This is a genomic window from Chryseobacterium endalhagicum (genome assembly GCF_016745235.1).
GTDB lineage: Bacteria > Bacteroidota > Bacteroidia > Flavobacteriales > Weeksellaceae > Chryseobacterium > Chryseobacterium endalhagicum.
In genome coordinates, this window is sequence record NZ_JAELVM010000001.1 from 1,873,591 (window position 1) to 1,899,232 (window position 25,642).

Annotated in this window: 24 protein-coding genes; 9 read left to right on the plus strand and 15 right to left on the minus strand. The window is 39.5% G+C overall.

What is annotated here, in order from left to right:
• Window positions 1-18 precede the first annotated feature (18 nt).
• The 5 genes from JET18_RS08170 (at window position 19) to apaG (ending at window position 7,541) form a co-directional block, all read left to right on the plus strand.
• On the plus strand, window positions 19-1,287 hold the full coding sequence (locus JET18_RS08170) for a glucose-1-phosphate adenylyltransferase (protein ID WP_202090116.1): 1,269 nt from the start codon (window positions 19-21) through the stop codon (window positions 1,285-1,287).
• 506 nt (window positions 1,288-1,793) lie between these two features.
• Window positions 1,794-2,834 carry an SRPBCC domain-containing protein gene (locus JET18_RS08175; RefSeq protein ID WP_202090117.1) on the plus strand — a complete coding sequence of 347 codons (1,041 nt, stop codon included), beginning with the start codon at window positions 1,794-1,796 and terminating at the stop codon, window positions 2,832-2,834.
• 124 nt (window positions 2,835-2,958) lie between these two features.
• On the plus strand, window positions 2,959-5,775 hold the full coding sequence (locus tag JET18_RS08180) for a 2-oxoglutarate dehydrogenase E1 component (protein WP_202090118.1): 2,817 nt from the start codon (window positions 2,959-2,961) through the stop codon (window positions 5,773-5,775).
• 41 nt (window positions 5,776-5,816) lie between these two features.
• Window positions 5,817-7,073, plus strand: a complete 1,257-nt coding sequence (gene odhB, locus JET18_RS08185; RefSeq protein ID WP_202090119.1) for a 2-oxoglutarate dehydrogenase complex dihydrolipoyllysine-residue succinyltransferase — start codon at window positions 5,817-5,819, stop codon at window positions 7,071-7,073.
• A 93-nt stretch (window positions 7,074-7,166) separates the two neighbouring features.
• On the plus strand, window positions 7,167-7,541 hold the full coding sequence (gene apaG / locus JET18_RS08190) for a Co2+/Mg2+ efflux protein ApaG (protein ID WP_228728503.1): 375 nt from the start codon (window positions 7,167-7,169) through the stop codon (window positions 7,539-7,541).
• Between the two features lie 253 nt (window positions 7,542-7,794).
• On the opposite strand, the gene JET18_RS08195 is transcribed toward apaG, so the two are convergent.
• The 4 genes from JET18_RS08195 to JET18_RS08210 all read right to left on the minus strand — a co-directional run bounded on the left by JET18_RS08195 (window position 7,795) and on the right by JET18_RS08210 (window position 11,162).
• A complete protein-coding gene (locus JET18_RS08195; protein ID WP_202090121.1) occupies window positions 7,795-8,517 on the minus strand; it encodes a T9SS type A sorting domain-containing protein in 723 nt (240 codons plus the stop codon).
• 10 nt (window positions 8,518-8,527) lie between these two features.
• Window positions 8,528-9,085 carry a 3'-5' exonuclease gene (locus JET18_RS08200; RefSeq protein WP_202090122.1) on the minus strand — a complete coding sequence of 186 codons (558 nt, stop codon included), beginning with the start codon at window positions 9,083-9,085 and terminating at the stop codon, window positions 8,528-8,530.
• Between the two features lie 206 nt (window positions 9,086-9,291).
• Window positions 9,292-10,272 (minus strand): glycosyltransferase family 2 protein, encoded by a 981-nt coding sequence (locus tag JET18_RS08205; protein WP_202090123.1) that lies wholly within the window; start codon window positions 10,270-10,272, stop codon window positions 9,292-9,294.
• Window positions 10,273-10,277: 5 nt separating this feature from the next.
• Window positions 10,278-11,162 carry a lysophospholipid acyltransferase family protein gene (locus JET18_RS08210; protein WP_202090124.1) on the minus strand — a complete coding sequence of 295 codons (885 nt, stop codon included), beginning with the start codon at window positions 11,160-11,162 and terminating at the stop codon, window positions 10,278-10,280.
• 80 nt (window positions 11,163-11,242) lie between these two features.
• Between JET18_RS08210 and JET18_RS08215 the strand changes: the two genes are divergently transcribed.
• Window positions 11,243-11,815 carry a thioredoxin family protein gene (locus JET18_RS08215; protein WP_202090125.1) on the plus strand — a complete coding sequence of 191 codons (573 nt, stop codon included), beginning with the start codon at window positions 11,243-11,245 and terminating at the stop codon, window positions 11,813-11,815.
• Window positions 11,816-11,847: 32 nt separating this feature from the next.
• On the opposite strand, the gene JET18_RS08220 is transcribed toward JET18_RS08215, so the two are convergent.
• From JET18_RS08220 to JET18_RS08235, 4 genes are all read right to left on the minus strand, one after another.
• Window positions 11,848-13,209, minus strand: a complete 1,362-nt coding sequence (locus tag JET18_RS08220) for an aldehyde dehydrogenase (RefSeq protein ID WP_202090126.1) — start codon at window positions 13,207-13,209, stop codon at window positions 11,848-11,850.
• A gap of 42 nt (window positions 13,210-13,251) precedes the next feature.
• A complete protein-coding gene (locus tag JET18_RS08225; RefSeq protein ID WP_202090127.1) occupies window positions 13,252-14,814 on the minus strand; it encodes an MFS transporter in 1,563 nt (520 codons plus the stop codon).
• A gap of 371 nt (window positions 14,815-15,185) precedes the next feature.
• Window positions 15,186-16,232 carry an HlyD family secretion protein gene (locus tag JET18_RS08230; protein WP_202090128.1) on the minus strand — a complete coding sequence of 349 codons (1,047 nt, stop codon included), beginning with the start codon at window positions 16,230-16,232 and terminating at the stop codon, window positions 15,186-15,188.
• 5 nt (window positions 16,233-16,237) lie between these two features.
• Complete coding sequence (locus tag JET18_RS08235) at window positions 16,238-17,575, minus strand: TolC family protein (RefSeq protein ID WP_228728504.1); 1,338 nt, start codon at window positions 17,573-17,575, stop codon at window positions 16,238-16,240.
• A gap of 27 nt (window positions 17,576-17,602) precedes the next feature.
• Between JET18_RS08235 and JET18_RS08240 the strand changes: the two genes are divergently transcribed.
• Window positions 17,603-18,517, plus strand: a complete 915-nt coding sequence (locus tag JET18_RS08240; RefSeq protein ID WP_202090129.1) for a helix-turn-helix domain-containing protein — start codon at window positions 17,603-17,605, stop codon at window positions 18,515-18,517.
• 334 nt (window positions 18,518-18,851) lie between these two features.
• Here the strand turns inward: JET18_RS08240 and rplI are convergent, their stop codons facing one another.
• The 4 genes from rplI to JET18_RS08260 form a co-directional block, all read right to left on the minus strand.
• Window positions 18,852-19,358, minus strand: a complete 507-nt coding sequence (gene rplI / locus JET18_RS08245; protein WP_202090130.1) for a 50S ribosomal protein L9 — start codon at window positions 19,356-19,358, stop codon at window positions 18,852-18,854.
• 132 nt (window positions 19,359-19,490) lie between these two features.
• Window positions 19,491-19,793 carry a 30S ribosomal protein S18 gene (gene rpsR / locus JET18_RS08250; protein WP_034706728.1) on the minus strand — a complete coding sequence of 101 codons (303 nt, stop codon included), beginning with the start codon at window positions 19,791-19,793 and terminating at the stop codon, window positions 19,491-19,493.
• Window positions 19,794-19,825: 32 nt separating this feature from the next.
• Complete coding sequence (rpsF, locus tag JET18_RS08255; protein WP_202090131.1) at window positions 19,826-20,167, minus strand: 30S ribosomal protein S6; 342 nt, start codon at window positions 20,165-20,167, stop codon at window positions 19,826-19,828.
• A gap of 215 nt (window positions 20,168-20,382) precedes the next feature.
• Window positions 20,383-21,735, minus strand: coding sequence for a chloride channel protein (locus tag JET18_RS08260; protein WP_202090132.1), 1,353 nt, complete (start codon window positions 21,733-21,735; stop codon window positions 20,383-20,385).
• Between the two features lie 197 nt (window positions 21,736-21,932).
• On the opposite strand from JET18_RS08260, the gene JET18_RS08265 reads away from it, so the two are divergent.
• Together JET18_RS08265 and JET18_RS08270 are read left to right on the plus strand one after the other, a co-directional pair.
• Complete coding sequence (locus JET18_RS08265; RefSeq protein ID WP_202090133.1) at window positions 21,933-22,763, plus strand: NmrA family NAD(P)-binding protein; 831 nt, start codon at window positions 21,933-21,935, stop codon at window positions 22,761-22,763.
• A gap of 267 nt (window positions 22,764-23,030) precedes the next feature.
• Complete coding sequence (locus tag JET18_RS08270) at window positions 23,031-23,405, plus strand: winged helix-turn-helix transcriptional regulator (RefSeq protein ID WP_202090134.1); 375 nt, start codon at window positions 23,031-23,033, stop codon at window positions 23,403-23,405.
• Between the two features lie 314 nt (window positions 23,406-23,719).
• Here the strand turns inward: JET18_RS08270 and JET18_RS08275 are convergent, their stop codons facing one another.
• From JET18_RS08275 to JET18_RS08285, 3 genes are read right to left on the minus strand one after another with little or no spacing between them, the layout of a single operon-like run.
• Window positions 23,720-24,079, minus strand: coding sequence for a hypothetical protein (locus JET18_RS08275; RefSeq protein WP_202090135.1), 360 nt, complete (start codon window positions 24,077-24,079; stop codon window positions 23,720-23,722).
• On the minus strand, window positions 24,076-24,267 hold the full coding sequence (locus tag JET18_RS08280) for a hypothetical protein (protein ID WP_202090136.1): 192 nt from the start codon (window positions 24,265-24,267) through the stop codon (window positions 24,076-24,078). The genes JET18_RS08275 and JET18_RS08280 overlap by 4 nt, the downstream gene beginning before the upstream one ends.
• A 31-nt stretch (window positions 24,268-24,298) precedes the next feature.
• Complete coding sequence (locus JET18_RS08285) at window positions 24,299-25,603, minus strand: dihydrolipoamide acetyltransferase family protein (RefSeq protein WP_202090137.1); 1,305 nt, start codon at window positions 25,601-25,603, stop codon at window positions 24,299-24,301.
• Window positions 25,604-25,642: the final 39 nt, after the last annotated feature.

Genomic DNA, 25,642 nt, shown 5'->3' on the forward strand with positions numbered 1-25,642 from the left:
ATAAAACGCAATATACTTATGAAACGAAATGTAATCTCCATTGTTTTGGGAGGCGGCAGAGGGACAAGATTATTCCCGTTGACATATTCAAGATCAAAACCGGCAGTTCCTATTGCAGGAAAATACAGATTGGTAGATATTCCTATTTCCAACTGCCTGAATTCGGGACTGAATAAAATTTTGGTTTTAACGCAGTTTAATTCAGCGTCTCTGAATTCACATATCAAGAATTCCTATCACTTTGATATTTTCAGCAAAGGCTTTGTGGATATTCTTGCGGCCGAGCAGAATGTAGAAAATGAAAGCTGGTATCAGGGAACGGCAGACGCGGTACGACAGTCGATGAAGCACCTGGAAAAATATGATTATGATTATATTCTGATCCTTTCCGGTGACCAGCTTTATCAGATGGATTTCAGAGAAATGCTTGATTTTCACATTGAAAACGGAGGTGATGTAACGATTGCCACCATTCCTGTAGTGGCGAAAGATGCAACCGGATTCGGAATCTTAAAATCTGATGATGACGGAAATATTACTTCTTTCTATGAAAAGCCGGAATACGATATTCTGGACAGCTTAAAATCTGAAGTTTCGGAGGAGAACAAACATAAAGGAAAAGAATACCTGGCCTCAATGGGAATCTATATTTTCACGAGAACCATTCTTAAAAAAATGTTTGAAGAAGGAGCAGGCGATGATTTCGGAAAAGACATTATTCCAAACTCGATCGGAAAATATAAAACATTAAGCTATCAGTATGAAGGATACTGGACAGATATTGGAACCATAGAATCGTTCTACGAAGCGAATCTGGACCTTTGTCAGGATCTTCCGCAGTTCAATCTGTTTTCCTCTTCACCTATCTATACGAGAGCAAGAATGCTTCCACCGTCAAAAATCAACGGTTCTTACGTGAGTAAGGCGGTTTTTGGGGACGGATGCATCATCATGGCAGACAAGATTGAGAATTCGGTGATCGGAAACAGAACAAGAATTGATAAAGGAAGCACCATTGTGAATTCCTACGTGATGGGGGCTGATTTCTACCAGAATACTACGGAAATTGTTCTCAATGACAGAAGCGGACGCCCGAATATGGGAATCGGGAAATACTGCTATATTGAAAAAGCGATCCTCGACAAAAACTGCTATATCGGAGACAATGTAAAGATTATCGGAGGAAAACACCTTCCGGATGGCGACTACGGAACCCATTCCGTTCAGGATGGAATTGTCGTGGTGAAGAAAGGGGCGGTTCTTCCTTCGGGAACACATATAGGGTAGGAGTTTTTCCATTAGATAAAATTTCTTGAGAAATACAAGATGTTGCTATAGTTGAGAAATCGAAAAGGCGAAAGAGATAATCAGGATTTCCATTTTTACGGGCAAGAAAACCAATGGTTTTAAGCTGTTTTTTCATGTCATTGCGAACCTTTAGGTGAAGCAATCTCAAATTTTATGAAACAGAAAGTATCTTAGAGATTGCTTCGTCATTTCACTCCTCACAATGACGGTAAACAATTTTATCGGAGATAAAATCCTTGCGCCTTAAAACAGTATTTAAATAAAAAAACTTGCGCCTTGTGATTTTCCAACTAAAAAATCACGCCACACAGAAGAGTTCTGAGAAGTTATAAAAGGAATTTCAACATTTAAATTCCCGGACAATAACCTCCATTTTCCCTCATCCATCTTTCCGCCTTTAACCTTACTCAGTTAATTAGTGTTAAACATAAAACTACAGTGATCAACATATTGGTCACTTTTTTTATTTGTATTACTTTTGTGCGATGCGTTTTTTTAAAATAACAGCCGTGATTCTTGTTTTGCTGGTAGGAGCTTATGCTGCTTCCATGTATTATTTTGTGGATGAAAACAAGGACTTTAAGATAGAAAAAGAGATCGATTATCCCATCGATAAAGTCTTTGCCCAGTTTAATAATCTTCAGCACTTTACGCGCTGGAACAACTTTTTCACGAGTTCGCAGTCTATTGACATAGATTATTACACGCCCTACGAAGGTCAGGGTGGTGCCATCAGCTATGTAGATCCTAAAAATGATACCGACGGTGAAATGTTCATCCGTTACGAAAATCCGCTAAATAGCCTTCGTTACCAGCTTTTTGAGGATAGAAATGAGAACCCGACGGTCGTTGATGTTCAGTTCAAAGTGGTGTCTGCAGAAAAAACGAAGATCACCTGGAACGTACATACGCCTAAGCTTTCCGTATTGAGGAGAGTGGAAAATTTCTGGACAGAAGACCGGTTTGCTGAAAACATCAACAAAAGCATGGTGAATCTGAAAAATGTATTGGGCAATAAGGTAGAAAAAGACCACCAGATGGCGTCCATCAAGTATGACAGTCTGATGGTGGAAAATGAAGAGGATAAGCTGATTTTGGGGATCAATGTAAGTGCATCCAACAAGAAGGAAGCGCTGTATAAAAATATTGTTATGAATTACAGCAAAATTTATAACTATATCACCATGGATCTTGGCAAAAAAGACGATGAATTCGGCTTTCCGGTACTGATTACAGATGCCGATAACTATAAAGACAAGGAGGTTTCCTATTTCCTTGGAATTCCGCTTTCAAAAAAGTTTGGAGTAACGGATAATAATTTCAATTTCCGGACGGTAAATCCATCACAAAACTATGTGATTTACTACAAAGGAAATTATGAGGGCAGAATTCGGGCAGTCCAACAGCTGATTCAGAAGGCGAAAAAAGACGAAATGCGCTTCGGAGATATACGTCAAACCTTTATCGAGCGTCCGGTTGAAGGGCAGGAGGTGAACATGAAGCTCTCATTATCAGTGTTTAAGTAGATTTTTTTTATTTATTTTTTTCTTAATACTTTTTAACGGTTTCAGGCTGTCTTAACTCGGTTTTTTTTATTAAATTTGAAGATTAATTCTACAAATAAATTTTAATAATAGATAAACTGTAATAATGGACAGATTTTCATTCCTAAACGCAGCTCATTCTCAGTTAATTGAGGATTTATACCAACAGTACTTAAAATTCCCGGATTCTTTAGAGCCTTCATGGAAAGCCTTTTTTCAAGGTTTCGATTTTGCTTTGGAGAACTATGGAGATGATGATAACATTCAATACATCCAAGCCCCGGCCAACGCTGCTCCGGCAGTACAGCAGATCTCTCAGGCAGTAGCCGGAGGAGAGGTTCCTGAGCACATCAAAAAAGAGTTCAAGGTAGTAAACCTTATCGAGGCTTACAGAACGAGAGGGCACTTGTTCACAAAAACAAACCCGGTTAGAGAAAGAAGACACTACACGCCTACTTTGGACATCGAGAACTTCGGTCTGAGCAAGGAGGATTTAAATACAAAATTCAACTGTGCTGTTGAAACAGGGATGAAAGAACCTGCAACACTACAGGATCTGATCAAGCATTTAGAAAGCATCTACTGCGATTCTATCGGGGTGGAATACACATACATCAACAACGTTGAAGAGAAAGATTTCATCAAGAAATGGCTTCAGGTGAACGAAAATCACCCAAGTCTTTCTGCCAATGAAAAAACTGAGATTTTATTGAAGTTGAATCAGGCAGTTGCTTTTGAAAACTACCTTCACACCAAGTTTGTAGGACAGAAAAGATTCTCTCTGGAAGGAGGGGAAACGTTAATCCCTGCTTTGGATCAGCTGATCTCAAGATCTTCTCAATTGGGAGTAGACGAAGTGGTTCTTGGAATGGCTCACAGAGGTAGACTGAACGTGTTGTCAAACATTTTCGGGAAATCTTACAAGCAGATCTTCTCAGAATTTGAAGGAAAAGAATTTGAAGAGGATGTATTCTCAGGTGACGTTAAATATCACTTAGGATCATCTAAAATAGTGAAAACAGCTTCCGGAGAAGAAGTGGCCATCAACCTTACCCCGAACCCATCTCACCTTGAAACGGTAGCAGCCCTTGTAGAAGGAATCTGCCGTGCGAAGATAGATGACAAATACAAAGGGGACGGTTCCAAGATCCTTCCTATCGTAATCCACGGTGACGGTGCTATTGCCGGACAGGGGATTGCTTATGAGGTGGCTCAGATGATGACGCTGGAAGGTTACAAAACCGGAGGAACGGTTCATATCGTAGTGAACAACCAGGTTTCATTTACCACCAACTATGCAGATGCAAGATCTTCAACGTACTGTACAGATATCGCAAAAGTAACAGAATCTCCTGTAATGCACGTGAATGCTGACGATGCTGAAGCAGTGGTTCACGCGATGCATTTCGCTGCAGACTTCAGAGCGAAGTTTGGAAAAGACGTTTATATCGATTTGTTAGGATACAGAAAATACGGTCACAATGAAGGGGATGAGCCTAGATTCACGCAGCCTAATCTGTACAAATTGATTTCAAAGCACCCGAACCCAAGAGAAATTTATAAAGATAAATTATTGAAGGACAGCATCACTTCCAACGATGTGATTGCAAAAATGGAATCAGATTTCAAAGTGCTTTTAGATAATGATTTTGATGCTTCCAAAGAAATCGAGAAAAATGTAATGGATCTGTTTATGGCAGATGACTGGACCAATTATCCTATCGGGAAAAGAGGTGCCGTTCAGCTTCCAGTAGATACGAAATACGACCTGACAAAGCTTAAAGAACTGGCTATTAAAATGTCATCTCTTCCGGCTGATAAAAAATTCATCAATAAAATTACCAGATTATTCGATAACCGTCTGAAAGCTATCGATGGAAATTCATTAGACTGGGCTCTTGGAGAATGGTTAGCATATGCTACACTTCTTGTAGAAGGTCACAATGTAAGAATTTCCGGAGAAGATGTGGAAAGAGGAACATTCTCTCACAGACATGCGGTAGTGAAAACTGAAGATACGGAAGAAGAATATATCCCGTTAAGACACATTTCAGAAAGCAGATTTGATGTATTCAACTCTCACCTTTCAGAATACGGAGTTTTAGGTTTCGACTATGGATATGCTATGGTTTCTCCTAATACTTTAACGATCTGGGAAGCTCAGTTCGGAGACTTTGTGAACGGTGCTCAGATCATCGTAGACCAGTATCTGGCGGCTGCAGAAGAAAAGTGGAAAATCCAGGACGGATTGGTAATGTTATTACCTCACGGTTCAGAAGGTCAGGGAGCAGAACACTCTTCAGCAAGATTAGAAAGATTCTTAACGCTTTGTGCGAACGAAAATATGGTGGTAGCCAATGTGACTTCACCAGCCAACTATTTCCACTTATTAAGAAGACAGCTTAAATGGACATTCAGAAAGCCGTTGATCGTCATGAGCCCTAAATCTCTGTTGAGACACCCTAAAGTGGTTTCTCCACTGGAAGATTTCGCAAACGGTTCATTCCAGCCGGTATTGGATGATCCTGCAGCAGACGCTAAAAAAGTAGAGAAATTAGTATTGTGTTCAGGTAAACTGTACTTCGAATTATTAGCGAAGAAAGAGGAACTTAACTGTGAGAATATTGCATTGGTAAGATTAGAGCAGCTGTATCCGCTTCAGGCAGATGCTATTGAGGCTATTCTAAGCAAATATGACAGCAGAACACAGCTGATCTGGGCTCAGGAAGAACCTGAAAACATGGGAGCATGGTCTTATATCCTGAGAAACTTCAGAGATACAGGAATCCAGGTAGTAGCTCCGGTACCAAGCGGTGCTCCGGCTCCGGGAAGCCACAAAATGTTTGAGAAAAGCCAGAATGCAGTGATCAACAGAGTTTTCGACAGAGACGATGCGCCTGTAAAAAGACCCGTTACGGTATAATTAAGAATAATATCCAATTAAAAAAATAAAAAATACTCAATATGTCAGTTTTAGAAATGAAAGTTCCTTCACCGGGAGAATCCATTACAGAAGTTGAAATTGCAACTTGGCTTGTGAAAGATGGTGATTATGTAGAAAAAGATCAGCCTATCGCAGAAGTAGACTCAGATAAAGCAACTCTTGAATTACCAGCTGAACAAAGCGGTGTGATTACATTAAAAGCAGAAGAGGGTGATGTAGTACAGGTTGGCCAGGTAGTTTGTTTAATTGATATGGATGCTGCAAAACCTGCAGGCGGAAGCGCACCTGCTGCTGAAGCTCCAAAACAGGAAGAAGCTCCAAAAGCTGCTGAACCAGCTAAACAAGAGGCTCCAAAACCAGCTGCTCCGGTATCTGCGCCACAAACGTATGCAACGGGAGCTCCATCTCCTGCAGCTAAAAAAATCCTTGACGAAAAAGGAGTTGAGGCAGGACAGGTTTCAGGAAGCGGAAGAGACGGAAGAATCACTAAAACAGATGCAGAATTAGCTGCTGTTCCTGCTTTAGGAGGAAGCCCTTCTACTGCAACCGGTGCCCGTACCACTACGACAACTAAACTTTCAGTTCTAAGAAGAAAAATTGCTCAGAGATTAGTATCTGTAAAGAATGAAACAGCGATGTTGACTACTTTCAATGAAGTTGACATGTCTGAAATCTTCAGATTAAGAAAATTATATAAAGAAGAATTTGCTCAGAAGCACGGAGTAGGATTAGGCTTTATGTCTTTCTTTACAAAAGCGGTAACAAGAGCATTACAGATGTATCCGGATGTGAACGCATCTATCGACGGAGACTTCAAAGTAAACTATGACTTCTGCGATATTTCAATTGCGGTTTCTGGGCCTAAAGGTCTTATGGTTCCGGTATTGAGAAATGCAGAAAACATGTCTTTCGCTGGAGTTGAAGCCAACATCAAAGATCTTGCAACTAAAGTAAGAGACGGTAAAATTACGGTTGATGAAATGACGGGCGGTACATTCACCATTACAAACGGTGGTACGTTCGGATCTATGATGTCTACACCAATCATCAACCCTCCACAGTCTGCAATCCTTGGAATGCACAACATTATCCAGAGACCGGTAGCTGTTGACGGGCAGGTAGTAATCAGACCAATGATGTACGTAGCCATGTCTTATGACCACAGAATTATCGACGGAAAAGAGTCTGTAGGATTCCTTGTAGCGGTAAAAGAAGGTATCGACAATCCTGTTGAAATTTTAATGGGAGGCGACGAAAGAAAAGGCCTTGGACTATAAAATTTAATAAAATTTTAAGATAACTTACGATCTCGCCTTAAAAAAGGCGAGATTTTTGTATCTGTTATAAAAACTAAGGTGATGTTCTCAAAAATGACTTCCAATATCAAAGTTTCAGTAATACCTGAATATGATAGTAAAAACAGTTATCCTTCCGAAAACCGTTACGTTTTTAAGTACAATATTACAATAGAAAATGACGGCAGCTTTCCGATTAAAGTGCTTAAAAGGAAATGGCTCATCTTTGATGTAGGGTTTGGATATACAGAGATTATAGGTGATGGCGTGATCGGATTGACACCGGAGATTCCTGTAGGCGAAAATTTCTCTTACTTTTCCAATGTGATGCTTCGGTCCGGAGTAGGCAATATGAGCGGAAAATACCTTGTTAAAAACATGGAGACGCAGGAAACTTTTGAGATAGAGATCCCAAAATTCAACCTGTTGTCTGAAGTGTTAAGCAATTAGGCTGAGTTATAAGCTTCAGGGTAAATTTTGGTTGCCAGTTACTGGTTGGCTAGTTGCTGGTTAGAGGTAATTAAGCGAATAAATTATTGCTAGATGTCTTGTGACTGAGATCTAATAATCTTGTTTCTTGAGTCTTATTCTCCAACCTACATTCACCATTCACTTGCAAAGCAAAATTCACCATAGACATTCTTCATCCAAGTTGAAAGTCTGAAATCTGATGTCTGAAATCTGATATCAAAAAAAATTAGGATTATTCTCTGATAAATTGATGCCTGCTTATCTCTTTCTGAGATTTGATTTCTAAGAAATAGCCTCCTTTTGAAAGGCCGGAAACATCTATTCTGGAATCTGCAGAATTCTGCTGAATGAGTCTTCCTTCAGCGTTATAAATTTTTGTCCATTCAATACGCTCAACGCCTTTAATTTCAAGGAAACTGTCCTTAACCGGATTAGGGTAAATCTTTATTGACGCAGTTTTGGATGGCTCCAGTTCTTTGGTGGCTAAGAAACCACTTTCATAAAATGCCTTGTCTCCCAGATTATTGGTGAGCACTAGATTTCTTGTGTTTCCTGAATAAGTGATTTGATAATCGTGAGAGTCAGAACCAATATTAAAATAATTAGCATATTGATTGGTGAAATCTATGTTTTCGGAGATTGTACAAGTTTGGTTGTTACCAATACCGTAAGTCCAGAAAACAAAATGATTGGGTTGTATACCCTGAACAAATATATTACCCCAGATGGTTTTTCCGCAGACAGGACTATTCATATTTGTATAGCTGCCTGATGATCCAGGTGTAGGAGTAAAAGTCATCTTAGGAGCGGCTATTTCACTATTTTGCGGAAGTAAATAGGTTGTGTTATTCTTGACGACTTTCTTTAAATACCATGTTGTACTGAGAAGTTCTGAGCTTTGTGCCTGAAATAGGGTGCCGGCAGCTAAGACGGCAGAAAGTAAAATTTTTTTCATGGTGTTTGGATTATAGTTTTTTGATGTATCTGCTTAAAAAAGAGTCATGTATTTCTTCATTTTCAGTGATAATTAATTTTTCAAAAGCCAACAGTGAAATCTTTGCACAGGCTTCCGCATCATCTCCCGCCCGGTGGTGGTTTAAGCTGATCTGGTGATGTTCTGCCAGATGTTTCAGTCCGTATTTAGGAAGATAATTCCATGATTTTTTAGCCAGCTGAATGCTGCACAAGTAGTTTAGTTTAGGAGTAAACATACCGTAATGCTCGAAACAGCCCCGTAAAACCCCTGCGTCAAAACTTGCATTGTGGGCAATCATCAGGGCTCCGTACATCATTTCTTCCGCTTCATACCAGATCTCATCAAAAGTAGGTGCGTCTTTTACATCGTCCGGAGTTATACCGTGTACCCCAATATTAAATCTGCTGAAATACGGAAAACTCGGCGGTTTGATCAGCCAGGTCTTTGTTTCCACAATTTTGGAATTCTGAACCACGCAAATCCCCATCTCACATGCGGAGCTTTTTTCGTGTGTTGCTGTTTCAAAATCTATTGCGCAGAAATCCATTTTTTGAGTGATGAGTTAAGAGTTATGTGTTGCGGGTTGGTTAGTTGCTGGTTTTATTTAATGTTCAAAGTTTAAAGTTTAAAGTTTAAAGTTTAAAGTTTAAAGTTTTTTGAAGATAAGAATTTTTCCTGTAAAATACTATAGTCCTTTAACCGTCAGATATTTGTACTTTATTTTCCTAATCCCTAATCCCTAATCCCTGAAACCTACTTCCTTCCACCTAAAAAATGTTTAAAGATCAACCATTCCGACTGATAGAAATCCGATTTCTGATGCTGCTGGCGGAGTTTCCATGTTCCCGGAAGCTGGGCGTAAAATCCAAAATGAGCCCGTACAACTGCCCAAAGGTGTGGAAAACCGTTTTTTAAGCCAAAGTAGATGCCGGCGATTCCGTCTAAACACAGTCTGAAAAAAATTAACCAGATCAGCTTTGGAAAGGGAAGATTTTTCAGCATCATGGAAAGATTGTTTCTGATATTGAGATACGTTTTTTGCGCACTTTGCTTGTTCAGAGTTCCACCGCCTACATGATAAACTTTGGATTTTCCTGTATAAAAAATTTTCTTTCCGGAATTAATAAAGCGCCAGCAAAGGTCAATCTCTTCCTGATGAGCAAAAAAACGTTCATCAAAACCGTTTTGTTCCCGGAAATCTTTTGAACGGACAAAGAAACTGCAGCCCGATGCCCAGAAAATCTCTGTTTCATCATCATATTGTCCGTGATCTTCCTCCAGACCATCAAACACGCGTCCACGGCAGTAAGGATAGCCCAGATTGTCGATAAGACCACCTCCGGCACCTGCAAATTCAAACCTGTTTTTGTGATTAAAAGATAAAATTTTTGGCTGTATAGCGGCAATGGAAAGATCTTTCTCAAATAATTCTATAACGGGTACGGTCCAGTTTTCAGTAACTTCTACATCTGAATTGAGCAGACAGTAGTATTCGTTCTTAATTTCTTTTAAACCTTCATTGTAACCGCCAGCAAAACCAAAATTTTTACTGTTCTTCACAATTTTAACGGAAGGAAACTGAGTTTGTAAAAACGCTACAGAATCGTCGGTAGAAAGATTATCGATTACATAAATATCTGAATCTTCAGAAAAACGGATTACACTGGGAAGAAATTTCTCAAGCCAGTTTTTACCATTCCAGTTTAAGATAACAACGGCTAATTTTTTAGACATCGGATTTATTTTTTATCGCCATCAAAAGTTTTGATGGAGCTTTGATATTTCCACTTTCTGTGTGACCAAAGATAATTGTCAGGGCTTTTGTGAAGTGTATTTTCAAGAAGTTTATGGAATTTATTTACCACTTCGTGCTCAACAAATTTTTCTCCGTCCGGATAAATTCTATGATAATTTACCTGATAATAGCCCCTTTTTACCTTTTTCATTTCACAATAAATAAAGACAAGGTCCATTCTTGTGGCCAGTTTATCATACCCGATAAAAGCAGGTGTTCTCTGATTCAGGAATTCCAGTCCGTAATTAACGTGAGCTACATGCGGAGTCTGGTCAGCGACAAACATATATGCTGATTCGCCGTCATTTTTGGATCTGAAGATATTCATGATCACTTCATTGGCTTCCAGCGCTTCATTTCCGAACTTGTTTCTCACATTTTTCATCTGGTTTTCCCAGAAATCGCTGTTCACCTTTCTGTAAACGGGATGACAGTGTTTCTGCGGGATGATTCTCGCAAGGGCATTGATCCATTCCCAGTTAAAGACATGTCCTGCCAGCAGAATAATGTTTTTACCCTCTGCTTTCGCTTCATGGAATAATTCCTGGTTGATATGCTGCATCCTTACCCGGGATTCCGTTTCAGAAATGCTGAAAGATTTGATGGTTTCTACAAGATAGTCTGAGAAATTGAGATAGAATTTCTTTCTGATCATCCTGATTTCTTCTTCCGATTTCTCAGGAAAAGAGTTGCGGAGATTCTGTGTAATCACCTTTTTCCGGTAACCTACCAGATAATAATTCAGAAAAAATATAACGTCCGAAAAAATATACAATACTCTTAGCGGAAGTTTAGATATGAAATATAATATTTTGATCAGGAAACTCATAAAACATGCAAATCTAGTGATAATAAAATTATGGTTCTATTTTTGCTTGCAATAAGTATTATTTTTTTTATTTTTATCTTATGAAAAAATTATCGATCATAGCCTTTCTGGGATTAAGTGCAGTTGCTTTTGCCCAGGATACTAAAATAGCACCGGAAGGTAGAAAGCAGGATAATGCTCTTCTGGTAAAAGCTGATCATGCAGAACTGGATGCGAAGAAGAAAGCAGGAGAGGAAAAAGCCAAACTTCCCAAACCTTATGATCCGAAAGCCAATGCTGAAGCTGATATCAATAAGCTGATTGCCCAGGCAAAAAAAGAAGGCAAAAATATCATGATCCAGGCTGGTGGAAACTGGTGCATCTGGTGCCTTCGTTTTAATAATTTCGTTCAGAATACGCCTGAGCTGAAAGAAACTGTAGATAAGAACTACGTATATTATCACCTGAATTATTCTCCGGAAAACAAAAATGAAAAAGTTTTTGCCAAATATGTAGATGCCAAAGAAAAGCTGGGTTATCCGTTTTTCATAGTTTTGGATAAAAACGGAAAATTGGTTCACGTGCTGAAAGACAGTTCGGTTCTTGAAGAAGGAAAAGGATACAGTCAGGAAAAAGTGAAAGAGTTCTTTAACCAATGGGCTCCAAAATCATAAACATCAACCGGGAAATTCTCCCGGTTTTTTATTTATAACAGTTTCCTGATCCAGCTTAATTTTTTTTCAGAATAAGGCGGATATTTTATATCAGGTTCACCCCAGGTTGCTTTTTCAAGAATAGGTTTCTGATGTGAAAATGCTTCAAAACCATAAGTTCCATGATAATTTCCCATACCGGAAGCTCCAACTCCTCCGAACGGAAGCCGTTCGTTGCCTAAATGCATAACGACATCATTGATGCATCCGCCGCCGAAAGACAGTTTCTTTTTAAACGCTTCTTTTTCCTCTGAATTCCGTGTGAAAAGATAAGCGGAAAGAGGTTTTTCCAATTCAAGAATGGTATTGAGAACAAGATTGAAATGGGTAAAGCTGATCACGGGAAGGATCGGGCCGAAAATTTCTTCCTGCATTATTTCATCATCCCAGCTGATATCAGTCAGAAGGGTTGGTTCTATATGAAGTTTTTCATTATCAGAATTTCCTCCAAAATAGACTTTATCTTTAGGAATCAGTTTAACCAGGCGGTCAAAGTTTTTGCGGTTAATAATCCGGGTATACTGCTCAGAACCTGCTGTGTATTCAAATTCTGTAATGTATTTTCTCAGCATTTCCAGAAACTGTTCCTGAATGGCTTCTTCCACCAGAAGATAATCCGGTGCAACACAGGTTTGTCCTGCATTGAGGAATTTCCCCCACACGATTCTTTTTGCAGCAATTTCAAGATCGGCATCTTTGGTGACAATCACCGGAGATTTTCCGCCTAATTCAAGAACTACAGGTGTTAGATTTTCTGCCGCAGCTTTGTATACAATTTTCCCGACTTTTGTACTTCCTGTGAAAAATATTTTGTCAAATCTTAGCCGTAAAAGGGCTGTGGTTTCATCAATTCCGCCTTCGTAGACATACAGGTATTCCGGAGGGAAGTTTTCATTAATAAGTTTTGACATCACTTTCATCGTATTTTCCGCGAGTTCACTCGGTTTTAGAATACAGCAGTTTCCGGCAGCCAGTGCAGCAATCATAGGAGAAAGAGACAATTGATAAGGATAATTCCAGGCGCCGATAACCAAAACACAGCCCAAAGGTTCCGGATGTATTTTGCTTGTTCCGATCTGATTCGCCAGATTCGTTCTTACTTTTTTAGGTTTTGAAAGCGAGTTTATATTTTTTAAATAATAATTAATATCATTCAGAACAAAAGAAATTTCCGTTGTAAAAGTATCAAATTTAGACTTTCCGAAATCCCTGTGAATGGCTTCGTATAAAAGATCTTCGTTGTTGATAATGATATCCCGGAGCTTCTCAAGGTACATTTTTCTGAACTTGATGCTTTTCGTCTGCTGTGTTTTGAAAAAAGCGTTTTGGCGGGATACAATTTCCTGAATGTCCATACAATAGAATTTCCCGAAGTACAGCAAATTTCCGGCCTAAAATTACATGATATTCCTCACTGCAATTTTCACGGGATGATAGAGCAGTAGTGCAAATGCCGTGATCAGTGCCAGCCAGAACAGTCCGGTAAAAATTTCCATATTGGAAAGCAGGATGGACTGGGCTGTTATTTTGGCTTTAAATGCCCCTGCGGTCATCGATAAAGATTCATTGACAGGAAGTCGGGACATATTCGTTCCGAAAACCTGATTCCACTGGCTGTAGAAAACGGGATTGGTGTCCGTCAGACTAAAACTTAAAGTGTCAGAATGTTTTAACGTTAAGAACAGCATCAGATTCTGCATTAAAGCATACCCAATAGCTGTGGTCCAGAAACGGGTTGTGGTTCCCAAGGCAGTTGCATTGGCTACATATTCGTCAGGCATTCCTGAAATTAAAAAGAAAACAAGAGGCGTGAACAGCAACCCTTGTGAAATTCCCTGAAGAAATAACGGCGGACAAATGGTGGAAAGGGTAGTGTCCGGGTAAAAAGTGTAGGTAAACCAGGCACAGTCGATAGCCAGCAAAAGAAATCCTGTAAAGAAAACAATCCTTGAAGAAACACCCCGCATCAGACAGATTCCGGATAAAATTACTCCAATAAGAGTTCCGGCTACATTCCAGTACTGAATATTCACAATATAATCCCACGGCCATTTCCAGACAGTTGCCATAATACTGTATACATTATTGAGCCCTGAACGGATCAGGTAAAAAATAAAGAACAGGATCATTCCGGCGATGACATTTTTTGAACTGAAAACTTCAAAATGAAAAATAGGTCTTTTGGAATTTCTTTGTTTAAGCATGAATAATCCACCGGAAATCAGGAAAATAAACAGACACATAATGATGGTATCAGATTCCAGCCACATCAGTCTTTTCCCATAAATAATAGCATAACCTCCGGACTGAAGACATGCCCAAAGCAGGAACCAGCTCGTAATATCCAGCTGGTACAGAGGCATTTTCGGAAAAAAACGGTTGGTATTGAAAAGCGCAATTCCGATGATCAGCACAAAGACATGAAAATAAACCATCATTAAAATCATATGCCGGAAATCGTAATCTTCAATGCTTGATTTCAATAGAGAAGTAGTGATGGTACCGCCTGTGAGCATTATCGTATACATGAAAAGATAGGCAATTACCTTGGCGTGTTTGGTTTTTAATTCTGCAATGATCAGCGGAAGAAAAATAGCCCCTTCAAAAAGTCCGAAAATTCCTTCGAGAAAACGGATCACCAGAATAACCTGATAATTACTGGTAACCGATAGAACGTAGAGGATCATCACAGAAACGGAAGCCATCAGCAGGATATAATATTTCACGCTGAAATAGGCCATAAACCTCTGCAGAACCAGAAGGGTAACCACAAATGTTCCGTACATTAAAATCATTAAATACTGGATGTCATCTGAATCTACATCCATAAACGAAGAAGTGAAAGCGCTGTTGGAATGTAAAAGTGACAACAGCATCAGATGGGGAAACAGAGCGAGGACCAAAAGCGGCAGTTTCAGCCATTGTGGGACCCATTTATGGTAGACGGTGTTATGTTGCATGGTTGATGTGATGATGTGTTAATTTGTTGATGTGTTGATGTGATGATTTGATGATGTGGTGATATGAATATGGTTGGGAATAAGATCAATTTTAAGATCGATAAATGCGGAAAGACAAAAGAGCAGGTGTAAAAAAGTAAAAGGTAAATGACAAAAATTGTCAATGCAGTTCTGCCTTTCCGCTAAAAATGTTTGTTGATGTGATGATGTGTTAATGTGATGATTAGTTGATGCGATGATTTGATGATTTAATGATTGGGGGATGTATTAATTAGGATGGTTTGATTTAATATGTGTTATCTTTCACATTAACACATTAACACATCCCCAATCATCACATTAACAAATTAACACATCGTCACATCAACTAATCACATTTTCTTTGCACTGACAAGGACATTCATCCCGGAAAGTAGTTTTTCGTTATTTTTATTGTTATCGAGAATAATTTTCACAGGGAATCGCTGTTCAATTTTTACGAAGTTTCCGGTGGCATTATCAGGTTTTACCAGAGAAAACTGGGAGCCGGATGCCGGTGATACGGAAATCACTTTTCCTTTAAATTCAATATCGGGATAAGCATCTGCGGTGATGATGACTTCCTGCGTGGCATCAATCTGTCCAAGCTGGGTTTCTTTGTAGTTGGCAATGATCCATTTTTCTTTGCTCACAATTTGAACCAAAGCTTGGCCTTCTTTGATCAGCTGTCCTTCCTGGATGGTCTTTTTTCCGACCCAACCATCGTAAGGTGCGGTAATCACAGTATAGGAAAGGAAAAGTTTCGCATTGTTCAGGCTGGCAGAACTTTGCTGGATCTGGCTTTTCACGGGAGCGACTTTGGTTTGCTGTTCACTGGCTCCTGCTCTCACTGCATTTTTCTGCTGCTCAAGGGCTAAGAGATTGGCTTTGGCCTGCTCATAGGAAGCCTTTACATTCTCAAACTGCTGCTCGGTAGCGGCATCTTCTGCAACCAGGTTTTTATATCGCTTAAAATCCTGTTCCGTTCTCCATATATCAATTTTGGCTGATGCAATTTTAGCATCAATAATTTTTGAATCACTTTCCTTCGTATTAACGCCGCTTTCAATGGTGGCAATATTTTCAGCATTGGCGTGAAGTCCGGCTTCTGCCATTTTCACCTGATTGACAAATTCCCTGTTGTCGATCACAATCAGCGTATCGCCTTTATGCACGAATTGGTTTTCTTCAAACTGTATGGTTTTTATGAATCCGGAAACTTTGCTGGAAACCGGGGTTATGTACTGTTCGATCTGGGCATCATTCGTAGTCACATTTTTTCTTGAGAAAAGATAAAAGCTCACCATTCCTGTAATCCCGCTGATAATAAGGATCCAGGCCAGCAGCGTGATGGTTTTGTTGATTCTTTTTTCCTTTTGGGTCAGTTGCTTCTTTGCCATAGTTTTTATAAGTTTCCAATCGTGTACTGGAGTTGGTAATATTTGAGTTGTCGGTTGATTTTTACGGAGATGAGATTGGATTCTGCCTCCAGATAAGCATTGTCTGCGTCGATAAGTTCGGTGATCAGGCTTAATTTGTTGGCATATTTTGTCTTCACAATGCGGTAGTTTTCTTTGGCCTGATTAATGGCTTCCTCGGCTATCTTTACTTTCTGGTCCGTTTCTTCAAACTTTTTGTAAGCTTCGTAAACGCTGTGTCTTATTTTCTCATCATTTTCTTCGATCTGAAGTCTGGCCAGGTCAATATTTTCCCGGGCTTCCTGCATTTTATACTTGTTTTTGTACAGGTTTTCGATAGGATAGGTGAGATGGACGCCCAGCATCCCCAAACGGTAAGCATAAGGTTCAGGAGGGAAGAACATCATATTCGGATACTTGATAAAATATTCTCCGCCAGCCGTAATTTTCGGTAAATAATTCGCTTTTGTAATTTTCTGATCCAATTCCTTTAACGACAGATTTTTGTGCGTCATTTCTACGGATTCGTTCTTGTTGAAAGCTGTTTCGGTCAGTTCATCAATATAAGGGATCGTTGCTTTTTCGGAGATCAGATCTTCTGTATCGGCATGCATTTCCTGAGTTTCCGGAAGTGAAAGAATTGTTTTAAGCTGATGTTCCGCTATTTGAATGTCGTTATCCAGTTCCGTCCAGCTCATCGTATGGTTGGAAAGCTGTAAAGAGGTTCTCAGCACTTCATTTACCGTGACAACTCCATTTGCTTTCAAAGCCTTTACCTGTTTGATGTTGATGGAATCTTCCTTCATTTTATCAACGATAAGGCTCTGCTGTTCTTTTAAGTGATGGATCTGAAGAAATGCTGTGATGATCTCCATTTTGAGCTGTCTTTCATCCTGATGGGTTTTCAGAGCTGAGATTTCAGTGTCAATGGTCGCTTTCTTTTCCGTATTTCTGATCTTCCCACCCATGTAGACCGGAATCGAGGCAGAAAGTGTAAAATCATACATCCCGTTGATGACATCATATTTTGTGGCCTTATTGAAAAAGCCGTTCTGATGCTGAAAAAGATTGGTGACCTGATTATAGCTGGTGTGGAATTCAATGTCAGGAAGTTTTTCCATGGCCAGGTCTTTCTCCCGGGTAACGGCCATTTCTTTTTTCAAATGGCTGATCTGAATGTTTTTGTTGTGTTGTAAACCGATATCTATGGCCTTCTGAAGGCTGAGACGGCGGTAATCGATCATCTGTGAGTGTAAAAAACTGCCGATCAGCAGTAAGCACAACGCGATGCACTGATATCTGCATGCGTTAAATATCATATTCATAATGTAATTAAAAGATTTTTGCTAAAAATGATTTTGATTCCGCAAAGTTACGCTGTTGAAGATCCGACCCTATTTGTGAAAACAGAAAAAGATTTGCTCATTTACGCCAAATTGAAATTTTCTTCCTACCTTTATTTCATGAATGACAGCCATTTTAAAGCAGTAGAGGAAGAAGACGCAGAATTTTATGTCTATAATGTGCTTACCGGAAATGTGACTACCGATGTTCATCACCACAGTTCTGCCCAGCTGGTCTATGCAGAAGGCGGAATAGTACATGTTTTTACAGATCTCAAACACTGGTATCTTCCGGCAAGATGTTTTATGTGGATCCCGGCCGGAACGCCTCATTATATTTTCTCAACCAGCCCAAAAGTGGATCTATATAATTTTTATTTCAAAAAAGAAGAGAATGAAAGTGGCTTTTTTGATGAAATCAATGTGTATTCAGTCAGTCATCTGCTCAGGGAAATGATTTTATATACCAGAGACTGGGATGGGAAAATCACAAAAAATGATGGGTCAAAATATTATTTCCTCAAAGCTCTAAAAGGAATTCTTCCGGAAAAAAGAGATAAAAAGCTCGCTTTTCCTGTCCAGCATCCGTTTCCCAAAGATGAAACCCTTCTGAAGGTAGCAAAATACATTCATGCCAACCTTGAAAAGCCCCTCACGATTGAATCTACGGCAAAAGAATTCGGAATGAGTACAAGAACCCTTTCGCGGAAGTTTAAGGAGATTTTAGGCATGAACTACGTGCGTTTTTTACGGGCGTTAAGAATTACCCGTTCTTTGGAATTAATGCTGGAAGGAAAGTATAATATGTACGAAATCGCCATGATGGTAGGGTATAACAGCCTGTCTTCATTCAGCAATATCTTTAAGAAAGTGATTGGAATACCCCCCAGTGAGTATCAGCAGAAATTGAGAGGGGGAGCGTGATTGTATTGGTGGCTTCGAGTGCCTCAGCCACCAATGCCCCGGTTAAGTTATAAATGATATATTTTATTAATCCTGAGTCACCAAAATTACTGGTGGCTGAGGCTCCCGAAGCCACCTTTGGCCAATAAAAAGCCCTGAAAATTAAGTTATTCAACCGGGAGCCACTCAATTTTTGACCGCCACCTTAGCCCCGATAGAAACGGTTACCCCGCAGTAAGAGCTGGTCTGGCAGCTGCACGAGGAGTAGGAGTGGATAGCGGGATGAAGCTTCTGATAAAACAAAAAAACCACTTCAAACGAAGTGGTTTTGTATGGTGAGAAAATTCTCAGCTTATTAAGCTTCTTCTTCAGATTTAACTTCCTCTTTTTTAGCAGCTGGAGCAGCTACTACAGGAGCGTCAGATACAATATCGAATTCGTAATTGTATTCAACATTTCTGTGAAGTCTGATAAGAGCTGCGAATTTACCAGTTCTCTTAATCGTGTTACCAGGAATTTTGATGTATTTTTTCTCTACAGAAACACCAGCTTTTCCTAAAGCTTCAGCAAGATCAGCATTGTTGATAGATCCGAATAACTTATCACCAGAACCTACTTTTGCAGGAATAGTAATAGTAGTTTTCTTCAATTGCTCAACTACACCGTTAGCTGCAGCGATTAATTTAGCTTCTTCTTCTTTTCTGGCTTCTAAAGTAGCCTCCAGAGCAGCTTTGTTTTTTGGAGTAGCTAAAAGTGCAAATCCCTGAGGGATTAGGAAGTTTCTGGCATAACCAGGCTTTACGCTTACTGTATCAAACTCAAGTCCTAAGTTTTCTACGTCTTTTTTTAGGATGATATCCATTGTTGTTGTCCGTTTTAGAGTTCCGGGTTCCGGGTTTTATGTTCCGGGTTTCCCATCACTTCGTTAGAATTTATTTAATTAATTCAGCAACAAAAGAAGAGGTTGCCCTCTTCCTTTATTTATTTTTTTGTCTTATTTCAATAAGTCAGCTACGTAAGGTAGTAAAGAAAGGTGTCTTGCTCTTTTGATAGCAGCAGAAACTTTTCTTTGGTATTTTAAAGAAGTACCAGTGTATCTTCTTGGTAAAATTTTACCTTGCTCGTTTACAAACTGTAATAAGAAATCAGCGTCTTTGTAATCAACGTGCTTAATTCCGTATTTTTTGAATCTACAATATTTCTTTTCAGATTTTGTATTGATATCAAGCGGAGTAAGGAATTTTACTTCAGATTCTCCTCCAGCTGAGGCTTGTTTAGCCATTTCATCTATTGCCATGTCTTGTCTTTTTTAAAAAATAGGGTTAATAATTAAGCTCTAGCCGCTTTTAGTTTAGTTCTTCTAGTTACAGCGTACTCAACAGCATGCTTGTCAAGTTTTGTAGTCAGGTAACGGATTACTCTCTCGTCACGTTTGAATGCTAATTCTAAATCAGCTACTACAGTACCTTCACCTTTAAACTCGATTAAAGTGTAGAATCCGTTCTTTTTTAATTGGATCGGATAAGCTAGTTTTTTTAATCCCCAGTTTTCTTTGGCAACGATTTCACAGTTCTTTTCTTTTAAAAGATCTTCAAATTTTTTCACTGCTTCCTCTACCTGAGCGTCAGATAGAACGGGAGTTAAAATGAAAACAGTTTCGTAATTGTTCATAATGTTAAATGAATTTGTTAATTATTTCGAGGTGCAAAATTAGAGAATATATTTGTAATATGCAATACTGGGAGTGAAAATGTTGCGGGTTCCTGGTTCAAAGTTTAATGTTTAATGTTTAATGTTTAATGTTTTGGGTTCAAAGTATTTTATCAAAGTTTAAAAAACCAGTAACTGATAACCAGCAACCAGTAACTAAAACCGCACCCCGATTCCTACTCCTTCCCCCTGATCTCCGTCAGAAAATTCACCTTAATCACATCATACAGAGAATGTCTGCTTACCAGAATAGAGGCAATAGAGGAGACCATTCCGGCGAGCATCAAATGAAAAATCAGTGAGTGGCGGTCGGTCATTTCCAGGACAATAATGGCGGAAGTAAATGGCGCTCTGGTGATTCCGGTAAGAAAAGCTACCATTCCGGCCAGAATAACAACATTGGTTTCGTTAGGAGTTAAATGAATGGCTCCGGAGATGACGGAACCTATACTGGCACCTGCCGTAAGGGCCGGAGCAAAGATTCCGCCTGCACCGCCTGATGTGAAAGACAGGGCAGGACCCAGCATTCTTAAAATCGGGACATACCATTCTTCATGCTTGTCTTTGGTAAAAAGAACCCGCTCCATAATTTCCTTTCCTGAACCGAGAATTTCACGGTTGATGAAATAAGCTACAGAAGCGATGAACAGGGCACAGATAACAAGAAATAAGATGTTGGCTTTATCGGTTTTAAGTTTTCTTTTTTTCCAGTCATTCATTTTAAGCATGGTGACGGAAAGCTGGCTCGCCAAAATTCCTGCTGTTCCGGCAACCAGAATAATGGGAAACATCACCATTAAAGAAACGTCATTAGTTTTCGGGTAGCCTAAATATAAATAGGATCCGGCTAAGGTCTGTGCGGTAAGTCCGGCAATGATCACCGCCGTAAATAAAGCCGTTTTAAAATAATTGATGTGCGTTTTGGAAAGTTCTTCCACAGCAAATACAATTCCTCCCAACGGAGTGTTGAATGCCGCTGCAAGTCCTGCCGCCGCACCGGTCATAATCATATTTTTCTTGGAGATTTTGGGCCACCAGTGGGGAAGATATTCATTCACTTTTCTGAATACGGATCCCGCAATCTGGATCGTTGGTCCTTCACGTCCTACAGCCCCTCCGCCAATAACGAGAACTACGGATGAAATAATTTTAAAAACGATGATTTTAAGGCTTAAAAGGCTTCTGATCTTCGTATGTTCTTTAGGATTAGCCAGTTCTACGGCTGCCATTACCTGGGGAATTCCGCTGCCTTTTGCATTGGGCGCAAATTCTTTTACCAGCCACCATGAAAGGACAAAACCTATAGGGGCAATGATGAAGATCATCCACGCATGCCAGTTCATGATAAAATGCAGGAGGTTTTCTCCCCAGGCAAATATCTTGGCATACATTACAGCAAAAAAACCGGTAATTACAGAGCCTATCCAGAAAGGAATGGCCTGAAGGAGATTGTTCTTCAGCTGTTCGTTGCGGATGTTGTCAAAGGACTTTTTAAGCCCTTTACGGAGGAGGAGGAAAATTTTCAGCATTTGTGGACTAAGACATTTATTCAACTGAAAAAATAAGAAAATTAGCCGGTATCTGAAAGGATCTGCTGTAAAAAATAAAAACGCCGGAAGCTTAAAAAGAGAATAACAGTTTGCTATACTTGATGATAGTTAAGCAGGAGAGTTCCTGCGGTGTCTATAAATTTGTCCTCTGAATTTTAATCTAAAAATCATTAAATATGGAAAATTTACAAGATCACATCCTGGTTATCGGAGGCGGCGGGAAAAACGGACGCCGTGTGGTGAACAAATTAAGAAAGATTGGATATACTGTATTTTCAACGGTCCGTACGAAGGACGAAGCAGATCAGGATACCCGCTTTTTCGACTGGAATGATGCTGCATCTTACAGTCCGGCTTTGGAAAATATTAAAAAAGTATATATCGTACATCCGGACACTTCAATTCCCAGAGCAGATGAGCAGATCCGTGAATTGGTAGGCAGTATGGTTGAACATTCTGTCTCGAAAGCTGTTCTGTTGTCGGGAAGAGGCCAGGATTCGGTAAAGAAGTGTGAAGAGGTTCTTGCCGGTTCGTCGCTGAAATGGTCAATTGTGCGGTCTGCATGGTTTAACCAGAATTTTAGCGAGGGACATTTTCTGTATGGAATACAGTCAGGAGAGGTTACATTTATGGCCGGTGCTGTGAAAGAACCTTTTGTGGACCTGGATGATCTGTCGGATGTGGTGGTTGAATGTCTGATCCATGAAAAACATGACGGAAAAATCTATGAAGTAACAGGGAGTGAATTATACACTTTTGAGGAAGCGGTCTCAATGATAGGAAGCCGTCTCGGGCGTCCGGTAGAATATACGTTTTTGGAGAAAGATGCATACAGGGATTTACTGAAGCAGGTTGGGATGCCGGATTTTGTGGCAGAACATATGGTGGTTGCATTTGATGAGATTCTGGATGGGCGGAATGAAAATACAGGCGATGGAGTTCAGAAAGTTTTAGGCAGAAATCCTAAAAAATTCATGGACTTTGTTCAATCCAACTCATTTAATTAAGTTGAGTCCGGGAGAAAAAGTTAAGATTAGAGGAATGGAAGATGGAAGCGAGAGGAGGGAAGTTACTATTAGGCTATCATATTAAACAGCTACCTTAAATGTGTGGACGTAGGTTAAAAAACTGATATTTCTATCTTCGGACATCAATCTTACGGACTCTATTATACAACGAAAATGACTTATACCGAACTCTGGTTAATTAATTTTTTCTTCGTCAGTTAAGTTTCTTAATTTTATGGATAGATTTGAAACTTAAAAGAAAGGATCATGAAAAAAGAAGAGTCTGGAAACTCCGGATGCCCGCTGCATTCCTCAAAAGTACTGCTGTCCATCGGGGATGCTCTGGAAGCGGTTAACGGTAAATGGAGGATGAAAATCATTGCTGTCCTTCTGGATGAGCCTAAAAGATTCAGGGAAATTTCTACCCTGATCGAAAATATTACGGACCGGATGCTTTCCATAGAGCTTAAAAAACTGGAAAACAATCTGCTGATCCAGAGAACTTCAATTTATTCCGCTCAGGCTGAATATGAGCTTACTGAGCATGGGAAATCCTTAAAGCCACTCATCATGGAGCTGATTAACTGGGGCGAAATGCACAGGGAAAAAGTGATTGGCAGTTTGAAAGTGCATCAGGTATAAAGGAAAGATTTGGAATAAGATTTTTTTAAACGCAAAGTTAAATTTTGAGACTGCATATTTAAGGAATGCAAAGGTAAAAATCAATCTTCGATTGATTCGATTAAGCGTCCGCATATAACATTCGCTTCATCAATGGCGCAGCCATCATTCTTTGCTCACTTTGAAGTAAAAGATTTTTTAGATAAGCCTTTGCGTCAAACAAAATATCCCGAAAAATATCAAAGTCTCCACATTTAACATCGAAATATTACAAGCATTATCATTAAAACAAAAAAGCTTCCCAAAAGGAAGCTTTTTATACTGTATTTAAAATATCAGGCAAATCCAAAAAGGAAAATTCCGCTGATAAAGTAAGTCAATACAAGAATCACAATAAAAACAAGATTGATGTTCCTTAGAATCAGTTTTTTCCTGGTCTGTAAAATCACTGTTTCAATGATAATAAAGAGAAGCCACGCCGCATGAAACAAGGCCATGAATATAAGAAATGCAATTTCTTCCCAGCCTCCTTTTCCTCCTGCATTGATCGCAATAATAAAACAGATGGTTCCGAGGATAAAAACAGCAAGACGTGTCGTCATGTGTTTTTTTACATTCTGATCAGCTGGTGTGCTGGTCTTCCTGTTCCCGTCTTCCTGCTTTATTTCAAACAGCTCTCTCAGCTCAGGACTCATTCTTTTTGCTTGTTGTATAGTTTTACAAAGAACTGCAATACCCCAACAAATGCAATCAGGTTTAAGATTCCGAATACTCTAAATAAGCTCATGGAGTACAACTCAAAAAAACTGGCGATAATTTGAACAAGATCTATAAGAATAATAACTCCTACGGAAATCATGGCAATTAATGTTGCGTTTTTCATGCTCTTATTTAGATTAAAGGTTTATTTGTTTTTATATTTCTGTGTTCAGATCCCAGTTCTGAAGGTAGTCATGAACATGTTTCAGCATCATTCCTCCTAAAGATCCGTCTACCACTCTGTGGTCATAAGAGTGAGACATGAACATCAGCTGACGGATTGCAATCACGTCACCGTCTTTAGTTTCAAGAACTGCAGGCTTCTTAACGATAGCACCGATGGCTAAAATAGCTACCTGAGGCTGAGGAATAATAGGTGTACCCATCAGGTTTCCAAAACTTCCTACGTTAGAGATTGTATACGTAGCACCCTGAGTGTCTTCAGGTCTTAATTTTTTGTTTCTTGCTCTGTAAGCCAAATCGTTGATGGCTTTTGCCAATCCTGAAAGTGACAGCTGATCAGCATTTTTAATAACAGGAACAATAAGGTTTCCGTCTGGTAAAGCAGTAGCCATACCAATGTTGATGTTTTTCTTTTTGATGATGTTCTCACCGTTGATAGAAACATTAATCATTGGGAAATCCTGGATCGCTTTTACAACAGCTTTCACAAAAATCGGCATGAAAGTAAGTTTTTCACCTTCACGTTTTTCAAAAATATCTTTGTGTTTGTTTCTCCATTTTACGACGTTGGTAACGTCTGTTTCAATGAAAGAAGTCACGTGTGGAGCAATCTGTTTTGCTTTCACCATGTTTTCAGCGATGATCTTTCTCATTCTGTCCATTGGAATTATCTCATCACCGGCTGCCGTAGAAACGGTAGATACTGGTGTGGAAACCGGAGCTTTTACAGCTGCAGTTTGTGCCGGAGCAGCCTGCTGAACAGGTTGGTTTCCTCTGTTGGAAACGTAAGCTAATATATCTTCTTTTGTAATTCTTCCTTCCAAACCGCTTCCTTTGATGGATTTCAGCTCAGATTCGGAAATGTTTTCCTGTTGTGCAATAGATTTTACAAGAGGTGACAGGTAAAGGTCTCCTGAAAACTCTACATTGGATGCAGCCTGTAACGGCTCTTCAATGGTTTTTAAAGTGTCGGCATCCGGAGCAGCTGCGGGAACTTCTGTCTGTACTTCTTCTGAAGCTGTGGTGCTGCCTTCTCCTTCAATTTCTAAAATAGCAATGGCTTCACCAACTTTTGCAACTTCGTCCTTCTGTTTTAGGATTTTTACAATTTTCCCCGAAACTGGTGTCGGAACGTCTGAATCTACCTTATCTGTTGCAATTTCAACTACGGAATCATCCTCTTTTACATTATCACCTTCATTGAATAACCAAGTGATAATTGTCGCTTCCATAACCCCTTCTCCCATGGAAGGAAGCAATAATTTGTATTCTGCCATTTTTAATTTTTAGATTTTGACAAATATATAAAAAAAATC